The sequence below is a fragment of the Pseudomonas sp. 9.1(2019) genome (genome assembly GCF_009910445.1).
GTDB lineage: Bacteria > Pseudomonadota > Gammaproteobacteria > Pseudomonadales > Pseudomonadaceae > Aquipseudomonas > Aquipseudomonas paraversuta.
The window spans coordinates 111,092-131,497 of the sequence record NZ_VBWF01000005.1 but is presented as its reverse complement, the minus strand read 5'-3'; the positions used below and the strand labels follow the sequence as shown (position 1 = coordinate 131,497).

General features: G+C 59.2%; 21 protein-coding genes. 13 read left to right on the top strand and 8 right to left on the bottom strand.

What is annotated here, in order from left to right; all coding sequences use genetic code 11:
- Positions 1-3: 3 nt before the first annotated feature.
- From thiE to FEZ21_RS06610, 3 genes are all read left to right on the top strand, one after another.
- On the top strand, positions 4-627 hold the full coding sequence (thiE, locus tag FEZ21_RS06620) for a thiamine phosphate synthase (protein ID WP_160626709.1): 624 nt from the start codon (positions 4-6) through the stop codon (positions 625-627).
- Positions 628-658: 31 nt separating this feature from the next.
- Positions 659-1,942, top strand: coding sequence for a glutamate-1-semialdehyde 2,1-aminomutase (gene hemL / locus FEZ21_RS06615; RefSeq protein ID WP_003444137.1), 1,284 nt, complete (start codon positions 659-661; stop codon positions 1,940-1,942).
- Between the two features lie 223 nt (positions 1,943-2,165).
- Positions 2,166-2,714, top strand: coding sequence for a tetratricopeptide repeat protein (locus FEZ21_RS06610; RefSeq protein ID WP_003444140.1), 549 nt, complete (start codon positions 2,166-2,168; stop codon positions 2,712-2,714).
- A gap of 41 nt (positions 2,715-2,755) precedes the next feature.
- On the opposite strand, the gene FEZ21_RS06605 is transcribed toward FEZ21_RS06610, so the two are convergent.
- Positions 2,756-3,082, bottom strand: coding sequence for a DUF1820 family protein (locus tag FEZ21_RS06605; protein WP_003444141.1), 327 nt, complete (start codon positions 3,080-3,082; stop codon positions 2,756-2,758).
- Between the two features lie 120 nt (positions 3,083-3,202).
- On the opposite strand from FEZ21_RS06605, the gene miaB reads away from it, so the two are divergent.
- From miaB to lnt, 5 genes are all read left to right on the top strand, one after another.
- On the top strand, positions 3,203-4,531 hold the full coding sequence (gene miaB, locus FEZ21_RS06600) for a tRNA (N6-isopentenyl adenosine(37)-C2)-methylthiotransferase MiaB (protein ID WP_003444143.1): 1,329 nt from the start codon (positions 3,203-3,205) through the stop codon (positions 4,529-4,531).
- 164 nt (positions 4,532-4,695) lie between these two features.
- Positions 4,696-5,715 carry a PhoH family protein gene (locus FEZ21_RS06595; protein WP_003444145.1) on the top strand — a complete coding sequence of 340 codons (1,020 nt, stop codon included), beginning with the start codon at positions 4,696-4,698 and terminating at the stop codon, positions 5,713-5,715.
- Entirely contained in the window at positions 5,708-6,169 is a 462-nt protein-coding gene (gene ybeY, locus FEZ21_RS06590; RefSeq protein WP_003444147.1) for an rRNA maturation RNase YbeY, read from the top strand. The genes FEZ21_RS06595 and ybeY overlap by 8 nt, the downstream gene beginning before the upstream one ends.
- Positions 6,170-6,207: 38 nt before the next feature.
- Complete coding sequence (locus FEZ21_RS06585) at positions 6,208-7,047, top strand: HlyC/CorC family transporter (RefSeq protein WP_003444149.1); 840 nt, start codon at positions 6,208-6,210, stop codon at positions 7,045-7,047.
- 21 nt (positions 7,048-7,068) lie between these two features.
- Positions 7,069-8,592: an apolipoprotein N-acyltransferase gene (lnt, locus tag FEZ21_RS06580; protein ID WP_010655478.1), complete on the top strand. Its 1,524-nt coding sequence runs from the start codon at positions 7,069-7,071 to the stop codon at positions 8,590-8,592.
- A gap of 128 nt (positions 8,593-8,720) precedes the next feature.
- On the opposite strand, the gene FEZ21_RS06575 is transcribed toward lnt, so the two are convergent.
- Positions 8,721-9,482, bottom strand: coding sequence for a YdcF family protein (locus FEZ21_RS06575; RefSeq protein ID WP_160626707.1), 762 nt, complete (start codon positions 9,480-9,482; stop codon positions 8,721-8,723).
- A 151-nt stretch (positions 9,483-9,633) separates the two neighbouring features.
- Positions 9,634-9,921 (bottom strand): hypothetical protein, encoded by a 288-nt coding sequence (locus FEZ21_RS06570; RefSeq protein ID WP_003444155.1) that lies wholly within the window; start codon positions 9,919-9,921, stop codon positions 9,634-9,636.
- A 233-nt stretch (positions 9,922-10,154) separates the two neighbouring features.
- Between FEZ21_RS06570 and leuS the strand changes: the two genes are divergently transcribed.
- The 5 genes from leuS (at position 10,155) to FEZ21_RS06545 (ending at position 16,139) form a co-directional block, all read left to right on the top strand.
- Entirely contained in the window at positions 10,155-12,761 is a 2,607-nt protein-coding gene (gene leuS, locus FEZ21_RS06565) for a leucine--tRNA ligase (RefSeq protein WP_003444158.1), read from the top strand.
- Positions 12,762-12,851: 90 nt separating this feature from the next.
- On the top strand, positions 12,852-13,457 hold the full coding sequence (lptE, locus tag FEZ21_RS06560) for an LPS assembly lipoprotein LptE (RefSeq protein WP_003444161.1): 606 nt from the start codon (positions 12,852-12,854) through the stop codon (positions 13,455-13,457).
- A 43-nt stretch (positions 13,458-13,500) separates the two neighbouring features.
- Positions 13,501-14,538: a DNA polymerase III subunit delta gene (holA, locus tag FEZ21_RS06555; protein ID WP_003444164.1), complete on the top strand. Its 1,038-nt coding sequence runs from the start codon at positions 13,501-13,503 to the stop codon at positions 14,536-14,538.
- A gap of 90 nt (positions 14,539-14,628) precedes the next feature.
- A complete protein-coding gene (gene arfA / locus FEZ21_RS06550) occupies positions 14,629-14,778 on the top strand; it encodes an alternative ribosome rescue factor ArfA (protein WP_003444166.1) in 150 nt (49 codons plus the stop codon).
- Positions 14,779-14,828: 50 nt separating this feature from the next.
- Positions 14,829-16,139: a lytic murein transglycosylase gene (locus FEZ21_RS06545; RefSeq protein ID WP_003444168.1), complete on the top strand. Its 1,311-nt coding sequence runs from the start codon at positions 14,829-14,831 to the stop codon at positions 16,137-16,139.
- Positions 16,140-16,156: 17 nt separating this feature from the next.
- On the opposite strand, the gene FEZ21_RS06540 is transcribed toward FEZ21_RS06545, so the two are convergent.
- The 5 genes from FEZ21_RS06540 to FEZ21_RS06520 all read right to left on the bottom strand — a co-directional run bounded on the left by FEZ21_RS06540 (position 16,157) and on the right by FEZ21_RS06520 (position 20,306).
- The gene (locus FEZ21_RS06540; RefSeq protein WP_010655475.1) at positions 16,157-17,101 is read right to left on the bottom strand and encodes an LD-carboxypeptidase; all 945 of its coding nucleotides are present in this window, start codon (positions 17,099-17,101) and stop codon (positions 16,157-16,159) included.
- A 4-nt stretch (positions 17,102-17,105) separates the two neighbouring features.
- Positions 17,106-18,146, bottom strand: coding sequence for a lipoyl synthase (gene lipA, locus FEZ21_RS06535; protein ID WP_060696818.1), 1,041 nt, complete (start codon positions 18,144-18,146; stop codon positions 17,106-17,108).
- A gap of 1 nt (position 18,147) precedes the next feature.
- The gene (lipB, locus tag FEZ21_RS06530) at positions 18,148-18,795 is read right to left on the bottom strand and encodes a lipoyl(octanoyl) transferase LipB (protein ID WP_003444175.1); all 648 of its coding nucleotides are present in this window, start codon (positions 18,793-18,795) and stop codon (positions 18,148-18,150) included.
- Positions 18,795-19,070, bottom strand: a complete 276-nt coding sequence (locus FEZ21_RS06525) for a DUF493 domain-containing protein (protein ID WP_003444178.1) — start codon at positions 19,068-19,070, stop codon at positions 18,795-18,797. The genes lipB and FEZ21_RS06525 overlap by 1 nt, the downstream gene beginning before the upstream one ends.
- Before the next feature lie 78 nt (positions 19,071-19,148).
- Entirely contained in the window at positions 19,149-20,306 is a 1,158-nt protein-coding gene (locus tag FEZ21_RS06520; RefSeq protein WP_003444180.1) for a D-alanyl-D-alanine carboxypeptidase family protein, read from the bottom strand.
- Positions 20,307-20,406: the final 100 nt, after the last annotated feature.

Below are 20,406 nucleotides of genomic sequence, written 5' to 3'. Positions count from 1 at the left end.
CCTATGACCCTGCGCGGCCTGTATGCAATCACTGACAGCCAGCTGCTGGCTGGCAAGCTGCTGCCTTTTGTCGAGGCGGCCCTCGATGGCGGCCTGACGCTGTTGCAATATCGCGACAAAAGCAGCGACGACGCCCGCCGCCTTCGCGAAGCCGAGGCCTTGCGCACTTTGTGTGAGCGCTACAAGGCGCACCTGGTCATCAATGATGATGCCGAGCTGGCGGCGCGCCTTGGCGTCGGCGTGCACCTCGGACAGACCGATGGCCCGCTGACACCCGCCCGTGCCCTGCTGGGCCGACAGGCGATCATTGGCGCCACTTGCCACAGTCAGGTTGAACTGGCCGAGCAGGCCGCCGGGGAAGGCGCGAGTTATGTCGCCTTCGGCCGCTTCTTCAATTCCAGCACCAAACCCGGGGCTCCCACCGCGACCCTGGACGTGCTTGATCAGGCACGCTCGCGACTGGCCCTGCCGATTTGTGTGATTGGCGGCATCACCCTGGAAAACGCAGCGCCACTGGTGGAGCACGGCGCCGATTTGCTGGCAGTGGTACACGGCCTGTTTGGTGCTGACAGCACCCGGGAAGTGACCCGCCGCGCTCGCGCCTTCAACACTTTGCTACGCATTTAAATACCGAATCCTGATTCAGAGAGAGCCCATCATGTCTCGTTCCGAAACCCTGTTTGCCAACGCCCAAAAACACATTCCGGGCGGCGTTAACTCGCCTGTCCGTGCATTCAAAAGCGTGGGCGGCACCCCGTTGTTCTTCAAGCACGCCGAAGGCGCCTACGTCACCGACGAAGACAACAAGCGCTACGTGGATTACGTCGGCTCGTGGGGCCCGATGATTCTGGGCCACAGCCACCCGGACGTGCTGGATGCGGTACGGGCGCAACTGGAGCACGGTTTGTCCTACGGCGCTCCGACGGCCATGGAAACCGAAATGGCCGATCTGGTGTGCTCGATTGTGCCGTCGATGGAAATGGTGCGCATGGTCAGCTCCGGCACCGAAGCCACCATGAGCGCCATTCGTCTGGCCCGCGGTTTTACCGGTCGCGACAACATTCTCAAGTTTGAAGGCTGCTATCACGGGCACTCGGACAGCTTGCTGGTCAAGGCCGGCTCCGGCGCACTGACCCAAGGCGTACCGAGTTCGGCCGGGGTTCCTGCAGACTTCGCTAAACACACCCTGACCACTGCCTTCAACGATATCGACGCGGTTGAACAGCTGCTGAGCGAAGTCGGCGACACCGTGGCCTGCATCATTGTCGAGCCGGTGGCCGGCAACATGAACTGCGTGCCACCTGCTCCGGGCTTCCTGCAAGGTTTGCGCAGCCTGTGTGACAAACACGGCGTGGTATTGATTTTTGACGAAGTGATGACCGGTTTCCGCGTCGCCCTGGGCGGTGCCCAAGCCCATTACGGCGTAACCCCGGACCTGAGCACCTTTGGCAAAATCATTGGTGGCGGCATGCCAGTAGGCTGCTTCGGCGGCAAACGCGAAATCATGCAGCACATCGCGCCACTGGGCCCGGTGTACCAGGCCGGCACCCTGTCCGGAAACCCGCTGGCCATGGCTGCGGGCCTGACCACGCTGCGCCTGATCAGCCGTCCGGGCTTCCACGCCGAGCTGAGCGACTACACCACCCGCCTGCTCGACGGCTTGCAGCAACGTGCCGATGCCGCCGGCATTCCATTTGTTACAACCCAGGCCGGAGGCATGTTTGGCCTGTACTTCAGCAGCGCCGATGACATCGTCACCTTCGAAGACGTCATGGCCAGCGATGCCGACCTGTTCAAACGCTTCTTCCACCTGATGCTCGAAGGTGGCGTGTACCTGGCGCCGAGTGCCTTTGAAGCAGGTTTCACCTCGATCGCCCATGGCGATGCCGAGTTGCAACTGACACTGGATGCTGCGGAACGCGCATTTGCCGCGCTGAAGTAACCCGCAAAACCGGCAGGGTTTAGCCCCTTGCCGGTTTTTTATCCCGGTTATGGCTCATTCGTTTATGCCGCCTGTCCAAAATCGTCTTAAATCAATGGATATCGCGCTCAGGCAGCAGAAAAACGAGTAAAGACTTTGTAAGGTTGCCTCCGCTTATTTCATAATGCGCGCCTATACATCCCATGGCCGGGCTTGCCCGCCTTTCAGAGGTACGTCGATTCCCATGAACCGCACCGGCCGCGCCCTTGCTCTGGGCTGCCTGTTGCTCCTACAGCCGCTGCTTGTCCAGGCAGGCGGTAACTCGTTGTTGATCCCAGCAATGGGTCGCTGCACCCTGAATACTCAACCAGAAGACCTGGCTGAGGCATTGGCTGCATGCGAAGCTGCGGCAAAAGACGGGGATGCAGAAGCCGAATACGAGTTAGGCGAGTTCTATTACGACGGTAAAAACACCCCGCGCGACCTCAACAAGGCTCTGAGCTACTTCGAGCAAGCGTCGCTGCAAGGCCACGCCATGGCCCAGTTCCAGCTCGGCACCATGTTCTACAAGGGCGAAGGCGTACCGGCCAATAACATTCAGGCGTATATCGTGCTGAAAATGGCGGCCGTCAATGGCGCCGAAGATGCACTGGACACTGCCGACCTGGTGGCGGAGCAAATGCCCCGCGACCAACTCGAAACCGCGACCCAGGTGCTGGGACAGATTTTCCGCAAGTACTTGCTGGAACTGCAATCGGCCGACGGACGCTCGCCGTTCTCACCGCTACCCTGACCTGCCCGCAACACTCCAGGGCCGGCACAGGTTCCTGAGCCCTACTTCTCCGGCATCGGAAACGGAAACGGCATCACGTTGCTCATGCCACGTGCTTCGCTGATCTTAGGCGTACCCAGGCGCTCAACCTCGTCGATGCGCACAATCGAGTGCATTGGCACAAAGCTGCGCACAACACCTTCAAACTGAGCCTTGAGCTTTTCTTCGCTCGGATCGACGACCATTTGCGTACGCTCCCCGAAGACGAATTCCTCTACTTCCAGGAAACCCCACAGATCACTTTGATAGATCTGCTTGGCGTACATTTCGAACACCTGGCCCTGGTTGAGGAAAATCACCTTGTAGATTGGAGCTTCACGTTTGGTCATGGTGGGCGGGTAAACATCTAAGGATAAAAAAGAGGGCGCAAACTATAGCATAGCCACCCTAGGAAGCAGCGGCCATGCCCCCTATAATGTGCGGTTCTTTGAATCACTTGATGAACACCCATGGCCAAGAAGCTTTACATCGAAACCCACGGTTGCCAGATGAATGAGTACGACAGCTCGCGCATGGTCGACCTGCTGGGTGAACATCAGGCCCTGGAAGTCACAGCGCGCGCTGAAGACGCTGATGTCATCCTGCTTAACACCTGCTCGATCCGGGAACGGGCCCAGGACCGCGTGTATTCGCAGCTGGGCCGCTGGCGCGAGTTGAAACTGGCCAATCCCGACATGGTGATTGCCGTGGGCGGTTGTGTCGCCAGCCAGGAAGGCGCGGCGATCCGTGATCGCGCGCCCTATGTCGACGTGGTTTTCGGCCCGCAGACCTTGCACCGCCTGCCTGAAATGATCGACGCCGCACGCCTCACCAAGCTGCCGCAGGTCGATGTTTCGTTCCCGGAAATAGAAAAGTTTGACCACCTGCCGGAGCCCCGCATCGACGGCCCGAGCGCCTACGTCTCGGTGATGGAAGGTTGCAGCAAGTACTGCACGTTCTGTGTGGTGCCCTACACCCGCGGCGAAGAAGTCAGCCGCCCGTTCGACGACGTGCTGGCTGAAGTCCTGCACCTGGCTGAAAACGGCGTACGTGAAGTGACCCTGCTGGGTCAGAACGTTAATGGCTATCGCGGCCTGACCGAAGGCGGCCGCCTGGCGGACCTTGCCGAACTGATTCGCGTAGTGGCGGCGATCGACGGCATCGAGCGCATTCGTTACACCACCTCGCACCCGCTGGAGTTCTCCGACAGCCTGATCCAGGCCCACGCCGAGGTGCCGGAACTGGTGAAACACCTGCACTTGCCGGTGCAGTCGGGATCGGACCGCATTCTCTCTGCGATGAAGCGCAACCATACGGCGCTGGAGTACAAGTCCAAGCTGCGCAAGTTACGCGCTGCGGTACCGGGCATCTGCATCAGCTCTGACTTTATTGTCGGCTTCCCCGGCGAAACCGAAAAAGACTTCGAACAGACCATGAAGCTGATCGAAGACGTCGGCTTCGACTTCTCTTACTCCTTTGTCTATAGCCAGCGCCCCGGCACTCCGGCGGCTGACCTGGCTGACGAGACGCCGGAGGAGCGTAAAAAAGAGCGTCTGAACGCGCTGCAGCATCGCCTGAATCAGCAGGGTTTCGAGATCAGCCGACAGATGGTGGGTTCAACCCAGCGGATCCTGGTCACCGACTACTCGAAGAAAGACCCCGGTGAACTGCAAGGCCGAACCGAGAACAACCGTATCGTCAACTTCCGCTGCGACAACCCGCAACTGATCGGGCAATTTGCCGACGTACACATCGATGCCGCCCAGCCGCACTCGCTGCGGGGCTCGCTGCTGAATTAAGCAACCCTTCCATATTGCAGGAGCGAGCTGCTGGCTTTCAAAAGCTCGCAAGCAAGCTCGCTCCTGCAGTGAAGGTCAAACATTTAGCGAAGTCCTTTCGTACGAGGTCTGCTAGCGTTATCCTTCAACTCATCTCAATTGCCTAAGGGCGGCTAAATACGACCTTGAACGCACCCATCGAACCACATCGTTTTCTCCTTGAGCCTTTTGAGGCTCGCCGCTTCGCCAATCTGTGCGGACAATTCGACGAGCATTTGCGCTTGATCGAACAACGTCTCACGATCGAAATCCGCAATCGCGGCAATCAATTCGAATTGATCGGCGACCCCAAACTGACCTCCTCCGCAGAAAACCTGCTGCGCCGCCTGTACCGCGAAACCAAGGCTTCCGAGCTTTCGCCGGACATGGTGCATCTGTTCCTGCAAGAATCAGCAGTAGAAGACCTGGACAGCAACCCGGTGGCTGAAGCCAGCATCGCTTTGCGCACCAAAAAGGGCATGATTCGCCCTCGCGGCATCAACCAGCAGCGCTACGTCAAAGAAATCCTGGGCAACGACATCAACTTCGGCATTGGCCCGGCCGGTACCGGCAAGACCTACCTGGCCGTGGCCTGTGCCGTGGATGCTCTGGAGCGCGAGCAAATCCGCCGCATCCTGCTGGTGCGCCCGGCGGTCGAAGCGGGCGAAAAGCTCGGCTTCCTGCCCGGCGACCTGTCGCAAAAAATCGACCCGTATCTGCGCCCGCTGTATGACGCGCTGTACGAGATGCTGGGCTTTGAATATGTGGCCAAGCTGATCGAACGCCAGGTCATTGAAGTGGCGCCCCTGGCCTATATGCGCGGTCGCACGCTGAACAACAGCTTCATCATTCTCGACGAAAGCCAGAACACCACCGTCGAGCAAATGAAAATGTTCCTGACCCGTATCGGCTTCGGCTCTACCGCCGTGATCACCGGTGACATTACCCAGATTGACCTGCCAAAAGGCACCAAGTCCGGGCTCAACCATGTCATCGAAGTGCTCAAGGATGTACCGGGCATCAGTTTCACCCACTTCCAGTCCAAAGATGTCGTGCGCCATCCTCTGGTGCAGCGCATCGTAGAAGCCTACGGGCGCTATGAACAGGAAGCTGCAGACAAGCTAGCCGCACTGCCCGCTGCAAAGGATTACCGCCGCGATGCTTGAGCTTGACCTGCAACGGGCCACTGATGCGCCTGCCCCCGACGAAGCCCGGTTCCGCCAATGGTGCGAACTGGCTTTGCGCCAACGTACTGCCGACTCGGAAATGACCATTCGCCTGGTCGACGAGGCCGAAGGCCGTGAACTCAATCGCACCTGGCGCCAGAAAGACTACGCAACCAACGTTCTGTCCTTCCCGGCCGACGTGCCAGACGAATTCCTGGATATTCCGTTACTCGGTGATCTGGTGATTTGTGTTGCGGTGGTTGAGCGCGAAGCGGCAGAGCAAGGCAAGGCGCTGGACGCCCACTGGGCTCACCTGGTGATTCACGGCTGCTTGCATCTTCTGGGTTACGACCATATAGAAGATGAAGAAGCCGAAGAGATGGAAGCGCTGGAACGAACGTTGCTTGCAGAGCTGGGTCACCCTGACCCCTATGCAGACGACGAAGCTGATTAACACCCACTAAAACTACCAAGGGATACGAGTAAATCGCTATGAGCGAAGACCGATCGAGCAACGGGCAAAAGTCATGGTTAGGTAAACTGACCCAGGCCTTTGCCCATGAGCCGAAAAACCGCCAGGAGCTGCTTGAGCTGCTGCGCGAAGCACACCAGAACAAACTGCTGGACAGTGAAGCACTGGCCATCGTCGAAGGCGCCATCCAGGTGGCTGACCTGCAGGTACGGGACATCATGGTTCCGCGCTCGCAGATGATCAGCATCAAGGCGACCCAGACACCCCGCGAGTTTCTCCCGGCGATCATCGATGCGGCGCACTCGCGCTACCCGGTGATCGGCGAAAGTCACGACGACGTCCTGGGCGTCCTCCTGGCCAAAGACCTGCTGCCGCTGATCCTTCAAGAGAACGGCGACAAGTACAACATCAAGGATTTGCTGCGTCCGGCGACCTTTGTCCCTGAGTCCAAGCGCCTTAACGTACTGTTGCGCGAGTTCCGCGCCAACCATAACCACATGGCCATCGTGATTGACGAATACGGCGGTGTGGCCGGTCTGGTGACGATTGAAGACGTGCTGGAGCAAATCGTCGGCGATATCGAAGACGAGCACGATGTTGAAGAAGACAGCTATATCAAACCGCTGCCCAGCGGCGACTTCCTGATCAAGGCCCTGACCCCCATCGAGAACTTCAACGAGTTCTTCGACAGCGAATTCTCCGACGATGAATTCGACACCGTGGGCGGCCTGGTCATGAGTGCATTCGGGCACTTGCCAAAACGCAACGAAATCACTGAAATAGGTCCTTACCGCTTCCGCATCCTGAATGCTGACAGCCGCCGGATTCATTTGATTCGTCTGACGCCTATTGCCCGCTAAACCCAAACCCTAAGGATTGAAATGCGCTGGATAACACCCCCCGGCTGGCCCGGTAACTTGCTGGCCGTGGTGGCCGGCGCACTGACAACCCTGGCGTTGGCCCCCTTCGATATCTGGCCACTGGCACTGGTAGCCCTGGCCCTGTTCTATCTCGGTCTGCGCGACCTGTCGCCAAAACAGGCGCTGGGCCGTGGCTGGTGTTATGGCTTTGGCCTCTTCGGCGCCGGCACCAGCTGGATTTACTACAGTATTCACCACTTTGGTGGCGCATCCGTGCTGCTGGCGGGACTGTTGATGCTGGCCTTTACGGCGGCAATTGCCTGGTTCTTCGCCCTGCCAGCCTGGATCTGGGCACGCTGGATCCGGCGCAATGAAGCTCCACTGGCGGACACGCTGGCGTTTGCGGCGCTGTGGGTGGTCCAGGAAGCCTTTCGCGGCTGGTTCCTCACCGGTTTCCCCTGGCTCTATTCGGGTTACAGCCAACTTGACGGACCTCTGGCCGGGCTTGCCCCGCTGGGAGGCATGTGGCTGATTTCCTTCACTCTGGCACTGACCGCAGCCTTGTTGTGCAACCTGCCACGCCTGATCAAGGCCAAAAACAAAGCCTTTGTGGTTGCCGGCGCCGCGCTGCTGATCGGTCCGTGGGGCATCGGCATGGCGCTCAAGCATCACGCCTGGACCAGCCCCTCGGGTGACCCGCTAAGTGTTGCGGCGATTCAGGGCAACATCGAACAAAGCATGAAATGGGACCCGGCACAGCTTGATGCACAGCTGGCGCTGTACCGCGACATGACATTCAGCTCTAAACGGGCCGACCTGATTATCTGGCCAGAAACAGCGGTCCCGGTGCTCAAGGAGAACGCCGAAGGCTTCCTGAGCATGATGAGCCGCTTTGCTGCCGAGCGGAATTCAGCGCTGATTACCGGCGTGCCGATTCGCCAGGAAGTGCGCCATGAATCGCGCTATTTCAATGGCATCACCGCCGTTGGCGAGGGGGATGGCAGCTATCTGAAGCAGAAGCTGGTGCCGTTTGGCGAATACGTTCCGCTTCAGGACGTGCTGCGCGGGGTCATTGCGTTCTTTGATCTGCCGATGTCCGACTTTGCTCGCGGCCCGGCCGACCAGGCCATGCTGCAAGCCAAGGGCTATCAGATCGCGCCGCTGATTTGCTATGAAGTGGTGTACCCGGAGTTCGTGGCCGGCCTTGCCGCCCAGAGCGATATTTTGTTGACCATCAGCAACGACACCTGGTTCGGCACCTCTATTGGTCCGCTGCAACATCTGCAGATGGCGCAAATGCGCGCGCTTGAGGCCGGGCGCTGGATGATTCGGGCAACCAACAATGGTGTCACTGCACTGATTGACCCGAACGGGCAAATCACCACACAAATTCCGCAATTCGAGCGCGGCATCATGTACGGCGAAGTGGTGCCGATGCACAACCTCACGCCTTATCTGCAATGGCGCTCATGGCCACTGATCATTTTGTGCTGCCTGCTGTTAGGCTGGGCACTGATCACCAGCCGGATTGCCAAGACGGTGTGATGCGCAAGCACAGCTAAAAGGAATATTGTGGGAGCCGGCTTGTCAGCGATGGAGTCGCCACAGCCGGCAGGATAAATCGAACTTCCTGCACGCTGCCAAGCCAGCTCCCGCAAAAAAGCACTGTGCAGTCAGCGATACAACCAGGGGTAGGCAATCTGCCCCACCGCTTCATTAAGCAACAGCCCGGACTGCCAGAACGATTTGTACTCTGGCATCCAGCCACCCAGCGGTCTCTCGCTATCAGCGCTGAAGAAACCGACCGGGGCCGGCACTACCTCAAACCCTGCCTGTTGAAAGCTCCACACCGAACGCGGCATATGCCAGGCCTGGGTGACCACCACTACCCGCCTGATGCCTTGCGCCAGAAGGATGTCGGCCGTCATCTGTGCGTTTTCCCACGTGGTCCGGCTTTGCTCTTCCTTCCAGCGTACTTGCACCCCGAAATCATCGCGCAACGAGTCCGCCATCATCTGTGCCTCACTGGGCGGTGTGCCGTAATGCAGGCCACCCGTGGTCAATACCGGCAAACCCGAAGCCTTGGCCAGCCGGGCGGCATAACGCTGGCGCTCCAGGCCCATTGCCGTGGGCTGGTCGCTGCCCCATGCAGGGTCACCCCGCTCGCGTCCGGAGCCGAGCACCACAATGGCATCCGCACGCCCGGCCAGGGTCGACCATTCGCTGGGGGCCAATGCCGGCTCACGCTCGATCGCGCGGGCGCCCCATTGCACGACCACCGGCAAACTCATCAGCCACAAACCGCCTACCCCCAATGCAAACAGCACGGCGGCCAGCCGCGGACGGGTGCTACGTAGCCACCAGGCGAGCACCAGCAACAGCAAGAGAATTCCGGGGGGTAAAAGAAGTTGTTTAACGAAATATCGAATAGGCATCGGGCATCTCCACAGATGCCCGAAGCCTAAGGGGGTTAAAGCGACGCATCAACAGGGCAGGTCAAAAACTCAAACACCTGTTACGTCATACCGAGGGTACCTGTGTCGTGACACAGTTTGCATCATGGGCCGGCCGAAACGCCGAGTGCCCCTATACTCCCTGTACCCTGTCCTTCAGCCAGATGACCTTGGCCTTGGGGCGGGTATCCCGTTCGTTCATGCTGCCTTGCGAGCGTCCATCAGCCTCACGCCCGATCCGGTTCAAATAGACGTTGATCAACTCCAACTCGGCACGACTCAAACCACGCAGTTCCAGCTCGACAGGACGTTCGTCTCGTAATCGAACTGCCGTGTTTGCTGAATCAAGAGCCACACTCAAACGATCAATCAGCCGCTCATACACCTGCGTTTTTATAGCTTTGCGTTGCGTCTCTGCCATCCGTTCACCTCATTAAGGAAATAGTTCTTCCCCTCGCAGAGTTTAGCTGCGCTTCAAAAACCAGCGTGCTGCTGCGACCAACGGAGTGATGAGGCAATCAGGGTTTCCCTCGATAGAGTGGGGTCATGTATGCTACGGGACTTCCTGTAACCCCTGCTCCAACCTGACCGGGCAACACAATAGCCGGTATAAGTTGAAGAGGATTAGGCCACCCTTTATTAGTACAAGTAGCCATGCACGAACAATATCAGCCCCGTGAAATAGAAGCCGCCGCCCAATCATTCTGGGACAACCAAAAGTCCTTCGAAGTCAGCGAAGATCTAGGCAAGGAAACCTACTACTGCCTATCGATGTTCCCGTACCCAAGCGGCAAGCTACACATGGGGCATGTGCGTAACTACACCATCGGTGACGTGATCTCCCGTTACCAGCGCATGCTTGGCAAAAACGTCCTGCAGCCCATGGGCTGGGACGCCTTCGGCATGCCTGCCGAAAACGCCGCGATGAAGAACAACGTCGCGCCGGCCAAGTGGACCTACGAAAACATTGCCTACATGAAAACCCAGCTGCGCAGTCTCGGCCTGGCTGTGGACTGGTCCCGGGAAATCACTACCTGCAAGCCCGATTACTACCGCTGGGAACAATGGCTGTTCACTCGCCTGTTCGAAAAAGGCGTGATCTATCGTAAAAACGGCACCGTGAACTGGGACCCGGTTGACCAGACCGTTCTGGCCAACGAGCAAGTGATCGACGGCCGCGGCTGGCGTTCCGGCGCGGTGATCGAGAAGCGCGAAATCCCGATGTACTACTTCAAGATCACTGCCTACGCAGATGAACTGCTTGAAGGCCTCGATGACATGCCCGGCTGGCCGGAGCAGGTCAAAACCATGCAGCGCAACTGGATTGGCAAATCCCGCGGCATGGAAGTGCAGTTCCCCTACGACGTCGACTCCATCGGCGAAGCGGGTACGCTCAAAGTTTTCACCACCCGTCCAGACACCCTGATGGGCGCGACTTACGTGGCCGTGGCTGCCGAGCACCCGCTGGCGACCCAGGCTGCACAAGGCAATCCCGAGCTGCAAGCGTTCATCGCTGAATGCAAGGGCGGCAGTGTTGCCGAAGCCGACATGGCGACCCAGGAGAAAAAGGGCCTGCCAACCCCGCTGTTCGTCAAGCACCCGCTGACCGGTGAAAAGCTCCCGGTATGGGTCGCCAACTATGTATTGATGCATTACGGCGATGGCGCAGTCATGGCTGTTCCGGCACATGACGAGCGCGATTTCGAATTCGCCACCAAGTACAACTTGCCGATCAAGCCGGTTGTTCGCACCAGCGCTGGCGACGAGACACCGGCTCCGTGGCAAGCGGCTTATAACGAACACGGCCTCCTGATCAATTCCGGCGAATTCGACGGTCTGGACTTCCAGGCTGCATTCGACGCCATGGAAGCGGCCCTGACCGCCAAAGGCCTGGGTCAATCCCGCACCCAGTTCCGCCTGCGCGACTGGGGCATCAGCCGCCAACGTTACTGGGGCTGCCCGATCCCGATCGTGCACTGCGATACCTGCGGTGACGTTCCGGTACCGCAAGACCAGTTGCCTGTCGTGCTGCCGGAAGACGTCGTGCCCGATGGCGCCGGCTCGCCATTGGCGCGCATGCCTGAGTTCTACGAGTGCAGCTGCCCTAAATGCGGCGCACCGGCCAAACGCGAAACCGACACGATGGACACCTTCGTCGAGTCGTCGTGGTACTACGCCCGCTACGCCTCGCCCCACTATGAAGGCGGCCTGGTTGAAAAGTCGGCGGCTGACCACTGGCTACCGGTTGATCAGTACATTGGCGGTATCGAACACGCCATCCTGCACCTGCTTTATGCACGCTTCTTCCACAAGCTGATGCGCGACGAAGGCCTGGTGAGCTCCAACGAGCCGTTCAAGAACCTGCTGACCCAGGGCATGGTGATCGCCGACACTTACTTCCGTACGCTGGACAACGGCGGCAAGGACTTCTTCAACCCTGACGACGTTGTCATCGAACGTGACGCCAAGGCCAAGATCATCGGCGCCACGCTGAAGAGCGACGGCCTGCCGGTGGAAATCGGCGGCACGCAGAAAATGTCCAAGTCGCTGAACAACGGCGTTGACCCGCAATCCATGATCGAACAATACGGCGCCGATACCTGCCGCCTGTTCATGATGTTTGCATCGCCGCCTGACGCCAGCCTGGAGTGGTCGGATTCGGGTGTTGAAGGTTCACACCGTTTCCTCAAGCGCGTATGGCGCCTGGCTCACGCCCACGTTGGCCAGGGCCTGCCGCAAGCACTGGACATCGCAACCCTGAACGACGGGCAAAAAGTAATCCGTCGCGCTATCCACCAGGCCATCAAGCAAGCCAGCCTGGATGTCGGTCAGCATCACAAATTCAACACTGCCGTTGCCCAGGTGATGACCGTGATGAACGTGCTCGAAAAAGCACCGCAAGCCACCGAACAGGATCGCGCCTTGCTGCAGGAAGGCCTTGAGACAGTTGCATTGGTGCTGGCCCCCATCACGCCGCACATCAGCCATGAGCTGTGGAACCAGCTGGGCCACGCCGGTGCAGTCATCGACGCGCCATGGCCGACGCTGGACGAAAATGCACTGGTTCAAGACACCTTGCAGCTGGTTATCCAGGTCAATGGCAAATTGCGCGGTCATATCGAGATGCCGGCCGGCGCCAGCCGTGAAGACGTTGAGGCGGCTGCCCGCACCAACGAAAACGTGCTGCGCTTTACCGAAGGCCTGACGATCCGCAAAGTGATCGTTGTGCCAGGCAAACTGGTCAATATCGTCGCCAGCTAAATTGGAACAGGCGCCCGCCCCCAGTGCGGGCGCCCAATAAAACCTTCAGGGCCGCTCAGTCGGCCTATCTGGTTTCAAGGGGAGCTACACATGATCAAACGCAATTTGCTGGTGATGGGTCTCGCTGTTCTGTTGAGTGCCTGCGGCTTCCAGCTGCGCGGTACCGGCACCAATCAGCTGACAATCACCGAGCTTGATCTCACCGCGCGTAACGCTTACGGCGATACTGTGCGCGAGCTGCGCCAGACGCTGGAAAACAGCGGCGTTAAAATCACCGCCAGCGCACCTTACAAACTGATACTGACCAACGAACAAGAATCCCAGCGAGCAGCCAGCTACGCCGGTACCGGTAACTCGGTCGAATATGAACTGACGAACGTACTTAACTACGAGATTCAGGGTAATAACAATCTGGCATTGCTCAACAACAAGCTAGAAGTGCACAAGATTTACCTGCAGGACCCGAGCAACATCACCGGTTCCGCCCAGGAAGCAGCAATGGCTCGCAAGGAAATGCGCCGCGATCTCGTGCAACAAATGGTCCTGCGTCTTGAGCAACTGACACCAGAACGCCTGGCCGATCTGCAAAAGGTCGCTGACGAGAAGGCCCGGGCCGAGGCCGCAGCCCTCGACGCTGCACGCAAGGCTCAAGAGGCAACCCCTCAACAGTCGCCACTCGAACTGCAAAACCAGTAAGGCATACGGGGCGCTCAGGCGCCCCGCTATCTATCAAGCCCCTATGAAACTCGCCCCCGCCCAACTCGCCAAACACCTGCAAGGCAGCCTTGCCCCGGTCTACATCGTCAGCGGCGATGACCCGCTGCTGTGCCAGGAAGCGGCCGATGCCATTCGCAGCGCTGCACGCCAGCAAGGTTTCGATGAGCGCCAGGTTTTCAGCGCCGACGCCAGTTTTGACTGGGGTTCGTTGTTGCAAGCGGGCGCCAGCATGTCGCTGTTTGCCGAAAAGCGTCTGCTGGAACTGCGCCTGCCTTCAGGCAAGCCCGGAGACAAAGGCGCAGCTGCCCTGATCGAATACTGCTCGCGCCCTGCCGAAGACACTTTATTGCTCGTCAGCCTGCCCAAGCTCGATGGCAGCGCACAGAAGACCAAATGGGGCAAAGCACTGATCGAGGGCCCGCAAACCCAGTTCGTACAGATCTGGCCAGTGGATGCCAGTCAGTTGCCGCAATGGATTCGCCAGCGCTTGTCTCAGGCGGGCCTGTCCGCCAGCCAGGACGCAGTCGAACTGATTGCGGCACGGGTCGAGGGCAACCTGCTGGCAGCCGCGCAAGAAGTCGAAAAGCTCAAGCTGATGGCTGAAGAAGGCCAGATCACCGTCGAAACCGTACAGGCTGCAGTGGCTGACAGCGCGCGGTTTGATGTGTTTGGCCTGGTCGATGCCGTACTCAATGGCGAGGCCGCCCACGCCCTGCGCATGCTCGAAGGCCTGCGCGGCGAGGGTGTTGAGCCGCCGGTCATCTTGTGGGCACTGGCCCGCGAACTCCGGGTGCTGGCCAATATTGCGCTGCAATACAGCCAGGGCATCCCGCTGGACAAAGCCTTCAGCCAGGCCCGACCGCCCGTCTGGGACAAGCGCAAACCGTTGATGAGCAAAGCCCTGCAACGCTATTCAGCGCAACGCTGGGCACAACTGCTGATGGACGCGCAACGCATCGACGCACAAATCAAGGGGCAGGCAGGCGGGTCCGCCTGGAGCAGCCTGAGTCGATTAACGCTGCTGATGTGTGGGCAACGACTGAATCTACCTGCGGAATAATCCTGCGGCAGCTGGCTTTGACGGTACTGGACAACGCAAAAAATCTGGCCGATGATTTGCGTCTGTTCAAACCAAGCGAGAGCAAATGCCATGAGCAAGCGCCCCAACAAGGCCAAATCCATCGTCGCCCAACCCTTGTTCCGCAGCCGCCAGGAACGCCCCGCCAAAGGCAAAGGCAGCTACCGCCGCGAAGCCTTCCAGTCGAGAGACCGGGAGGCTTTTTACTTTCTGGCTGCCTGACGGCGGGGATGATAAGGTCTGCATCTGTTTTGCATTACCTGGACCTGCGCATGCCCTTAAGTCATAAACGTGGTTGGCCGATGCGCCAACTGATCGCTGCTTCCAGCGTCATTCTTCTAGTCGCCTGCGCAGAAAAGCCCACCGCAGCCGATGCTCAGCCTCTGCCTGTCACACCCGCCGCTCCCGTGGCGACCCCTGGTGTGGCCATCGCCGACATGCCCGTCATTGCCCCTGCCCAAAGCTTCAGCGAGTGGCAAGCCAACTTCCGCGAGCAGGCACTCAAGGCCGGGATCCGCCCCGAGGTGTTCGATAACGCCTTTAGCGGCCTCACCCCCGACATGAGCGTGATCAAGGCCGACCGCAGCCAGCCCGAGTTCAGCCGTCCGGTGTGGGAATACCTCGATGGCGCGCTATCGCCGTTGCGCGTGCGTAATGGCCAGCGCCTGCTGGAGCAAAACGCCGAACTGCTGAGCCAGATCGAGCAGCGTTATGGCGTTGATCGCCAGGCCCTGGTGTCGGTATGGGGCATGGAAAGCAACTTCGGTACGTTCCAGGGCAATAAGTCAGTGATTCGCTCACTGGCCACCCTGGCCTACGAAGGGCGCCGTCCGGAATTTGCGCAGAGCCAACTGATCGCCGCACTGAAGATCATCCAGGAAGGCGATGTAACCCCCGACAAGATGCTCGGCTCCTGGGCCGGTGCCATGGGCCAGACCCAGTTCATTCCGACCACCTATGAAACCCACGCAGTGGATTTCGATGGTGACGGCCGTCGGGATATCTGGAACAGCTCGGCGGATGCCCTGGCATCGACTGCCCACTATTTGCAGAGCTCCGGCTGGAAGCAAGGCCAGCCCTGGGGTTTTGAAGTCAGACTACCCGCCGGTTTCGACTATGCACTGGCTGATGGCGCGATCAGAAAAAGCGTCGGCGAATGGCAGAAACTGGGCGTGTCACTGACAGGCAGCGCCACCTTGCCTGCCGGCTCCGAACAGCTGAGTGCCACCCTGCTACTGCCTGCCGGTTACCGGGGCCCGGCCTTCCTGGTGCTGGATAACTTCCGCGCCATTCTGCGCTACAACAACTCATCGTCCTATGCACTGGCCGTGGGCCTGTTGTCCGAGCGCTTCAACGGCGGCGGGGTTATTTTGGGCGAGTGGCCAAAAGATGAGCGACCGCTGAGCCGTTCCGAGCGTGTCGAGCTGCAAACCCTGCTCAGCCAGCGCAACTACGATGCCGGCAATGCCGATGGCATCATTGGTGCCAACACCCGCAAAGCAATCCGCAGCGCACAGCAAGCCCTGGGCTGGCCAGCAGACGGCTACCCGAGTCATAAGTTGCTGGAGAGTTTGCGCCAGTAGGTGCGAAGGGGTAAGGGTCAGGTTACAACTGGCTGTTCGAGCACCAGCTGCTGTTGGTCCGCATCCAGCCTGACCTGAGCCCCCAGTGGCAACGTCAGGTTTGGATTGCAATGCCCGCTGCGCCAGCCAGCCAGTACCGGTATGCCCAAAGGCCCCAGCTCCTGCTGGAGCAGCCGGTGCAGCGCCACGCTATCAACCCCGGCGAAATCTCCCACCAGAACACCACGCAGCCGATTCAGCTTACCTGCCAGACGCAAGTGCGTAAGCAGGCGATCGACCCGGTACAGAGGCTCGTTGACGTCTTCGATAAACAGAATGATGCCTTCATCGTCCAGCTCAAACGCTGAACCGATGGTGGCGCAGATCATCGACAGGTTGCCGCCCAGCAAGCGGCCGCTGGCACTGCCCGGGGCCAGGGTGGTCAGGGCAAAGGCTGGCGGATGCTCCAGGACGGGCGATTGCTGTCCGCTCAACATCTGCCATAAACCGGACTCGGTCGGCTCCAGCTTGTTACCCAGCAAATCGGCGTTCAGCATTGCCCCGTGAAAGGTCACGAAGCCTGCATAACGGGTGATTGCCAGATGCAGCGCGGTGATGTCGCTGTACCCCACAAAAGGCTTGGGGTTGCGGCGCAGCAACGCAAAATCGATACCTGCCAGCAGGCGCGGGCTGCCATAGCCACCGCGCAAACAGAAAATGGCATCAACACTTTCATCCGCAAACGCATCGTGCAAATCACGCAAGCGAACAGCGTCTGAACCTGCAAGATAGCCATCCTTTTCCCACACCCCCGGCAATACCCGAAGCTGATAGCCGCGTGCGGCCATCCATTGGGTGGCGAGTTCGAGATCCAGTTCGGCGGGACCTGCCGGGGCGATCAGGGCGATTACCCCGCCAGCGGGAAGCGCGGGCACCGCGCTGTGGGCCTTGTAAGACACCTGCGCGGTGAGCCGGCTATTCATGGAGTCAGGCGCCTACCAACATGGTCTTGACCAGCTTGGCCTGTTCGTCGGCGTGGTACGACGAACGTACCAGAGGGCCCGACGCCACGTTTTTGAAGCCCATTTTGTAGCCTTCTTCGGCAAACCAGGCGAATACGTCCGGGTGCACGAAACGCTGTACCGGCAAGTGGCTGCGCGACGGTTGCAGGTACTGGCCCAGGGTCAGCATGTCGATGTCGTGTTCGCGCATGCGCTTCATCACTTCAATGACTTCTTCGTCCGTCTCGCCCAGACCCAGCATCAGGCCGGATTTGGTCGGGATGTGCGGCATCATTTGCTTGAAGCGCTGCAGCAAGGTCAGCGACCACTGATAGTCAGAACCCGGACGTGCAGCCTTGTACAGGCGCGGCACGGTTTCGAGGTTATGGTTGAACACATCAGGCGGCTCGGCAGCAGTGATTTCCAGTGCCACATCCATTCGGCCACGGTAATCGGGCACCAGGGTCTCGAGCAGCACGTTCGGCGACAACTTGCGGATTTCGCGGATGCAGTCGGCAAAGTGCTGGGCACCGCCATCACGCAGGTCGTCACGGTCCACCGAGGTGATCACCACGTACTTCAAGCCCAGGTCAGCGATGGCAATCGCCAGGCTTTGCGGTTCATTCACGTCCAGCGGCTTCGGCCGGCCGTGGCCAACGTCGCAGAACGGGCAGCGACGGGTGCAGATGTCACCCATGATCATGAAGGTCGCGGTACCACCCGAGAAGCATTCACCCAGGTTCGGGCAGGATGCTTCTTCGCACACGCTGTGCAGCTTGTGCTTGCGCAGCAGCGCCTTGATGCGGTCGACCTCCGGCGAGACCGGGATGCGCACGCGAATCCAGTCCGGTTTCTTCGGCAGCTCGGTGGTCGGAATGATTTTTACCGGGATACGCGCAACCTTCTCGGCACCGCGCAATTTAACGCCGGTCTCGACCTTGGAACGGGCCTCGTTCGCACGGGCCACACGTTCTGAGATATCCAGCGTAGGGATCAGGGTTTGAACAGCGTCTTGCGCAGTAGTCATATCAATCAATTCCGCCCGTAAGGGTCGTCTGCTCAGCATAGTCGAGGTGTTTGACGAGCTGCGTACGCAGCCGGGCACCTACCTCGGCAAATTCAATCGGCCCTGCATGGTCACGCAACTGGGTCATCGCCAGCCCCGCATAGCCACAGGGGTTAATCCGTCGAAACGGTTCCAGGTCCATGTCCACATTCAGTGCCAGGCCGTGGAAAGAGCAGCCATTGCGAATTCGCAGGCCCAGGGAGGCGATTTTAGCCCCCTCAACATACACCCCTGGCGCATCAGGTTTGGCTGCGGCGGTCACGCCGTAGCTGGCGAGCAGGTCGATCAGGCAATGCTCGATCCGGGTAACCAGATCACGTACGCCAAAACCGAGGCGCCGTACGTCGAGCATCAGGTATGCGACCAGCTGCCCGGGACCGTGGTAGGTCACCTGGCCACCGCGGTCGGACTTGACCACCGGGATATCCCCCGGCAGCAGCAGATGTTCGGCCTTGCCTGCCTGCCCCTGGGTAAATACCGGCGGATGCTGCACCAGCCAGACTTCGTCCGCCGTGTGCTTGTCGCGACCGTCGGTAAAGTGCTTCATCGCCAGCCAGGTGGACTCATAGTCGGCCACACCCAGCTCGCGAATACCCAGCACCTGCGACATCAAAGCACCATGTGCACGAAGCCGGTGGCTCGCAGTTCGCTGTTGATGTTGTACAGCTGGTCCTGATCGGTCGCAACGATGTGCAACTGGATCGTGGTGTACTTGCCATTGGTGCTCTGGCGCTCGTCAACACGATCATCGTTTACCGTCGCGTGCTTTTTCACGATATCGATGATCTTGTCCTTATTGCCCACACCCGTGTCGCTGATCACCTTAACCGGATAATCAACGTTCGGAAATTCGATCTTTGGCGCCTTTACTTCGGTATCGGTCATGGCGTATCGGCCTCGTAAGCCCAGAACTACATACGTGCCCCGCGCAGGGTAAGCGCGGGGTCATACAGGTGAGTGCAATCAGTTGAACAAGCCGTAAAAGAATAGACGGATGCTGTCCCATACGCGTCGGAAAATACCACCTTCCTCGACAGGCTCAAGTGCAATCAGGTCAGCGCTGTGCACGACCTTGTCGTCAAGTTTGACTTCAACCTTGCCGATCACGTCGCCTTTGGCAATAGGCGCCATCAGCTGAGGATTCATGGTCATGCTTGCAGCCAGCTTTTTCAATTGGCCTTTAGGCAGGGTCAGGGTCAAATCTTCAGCCAGACCGGCTTTGACCTGATTGGTGGTGCCTTTCCAGACAGGAGCCTGAGCCAGTTCAACACCCTTCTGGTAGAAGGTCTGGGTTTCGAAGAAACGGAAACCGTAGGTCAGCAGCTTCTGGGTTTCAGCAGCACGTGCCGCTTCGCTGTTGGTACCGAATACCACAGCAATCAGACGCATGCCATCGCGAACAGCCGAAGACACCATGCAGTAGCCGGCTTCGTCGGTGTGACCGGTTTTCAGACCATCAACGGTCTTGTCGCGCCACAGCAACAGGTTGCGGTTAGGCTGCTTGATACCGTTCCAGAAGAACTCTTTCTGCGAGTAGATCGCGTAGTGAGTCGGATCTTCGTGGATGATCGCGCGTGCCAGCAACGACATGTCGTGGGCAGACGAATAGTGATCCGGGTTCGGCAGGCCGGTCGGGTTCATGAAGTGGCTGTTGGTCATGCCCAACTCACCGGCGGTCTTGTTCATCATGTCGGCGAACGCATCTTCGCTGCCGGCAATGTGCTCGGCCAGGGCTACGCTGGCATCGTTACCCGACTGGATGATGATCCCGTGCAGCAGGTCGCTGACCGAAACCTGGGTACCTACCTTGATGAACATCCGCGAACCACCGGTGCGCCAGGCGTTCTCGCTGACAGTTACCGGATCGTTCTCGCCGATCTGGCCGCGACGGATTTCCAGGGTCGCGATGTAAGCGGTCATCAGCTTGGTCAGGCTGGCCGGCGGCAGACGCTGGTCGCCGTTGTTTTCAACCAGCACGTTACCGCTGTTGGCATCCATCAGGACATAGGCCTTGGCAGCCAGTTGTGGCGGCGACGGCATCATCTCGACTGCCCAGGCAGCCGGGGTGATGATCAGCGGGACAAGCAGGCACAGGCGTTTGGCAAAGGTGGTGATGTTCATCCGTCTCTCGAAATTGTTAATGGAAACTTACCCTCGCGGGCAAAACTGTTCTGACAGCCGTTTGACTGGCTGTCGCGTATTCAGTTGCAAACCTGCCCCT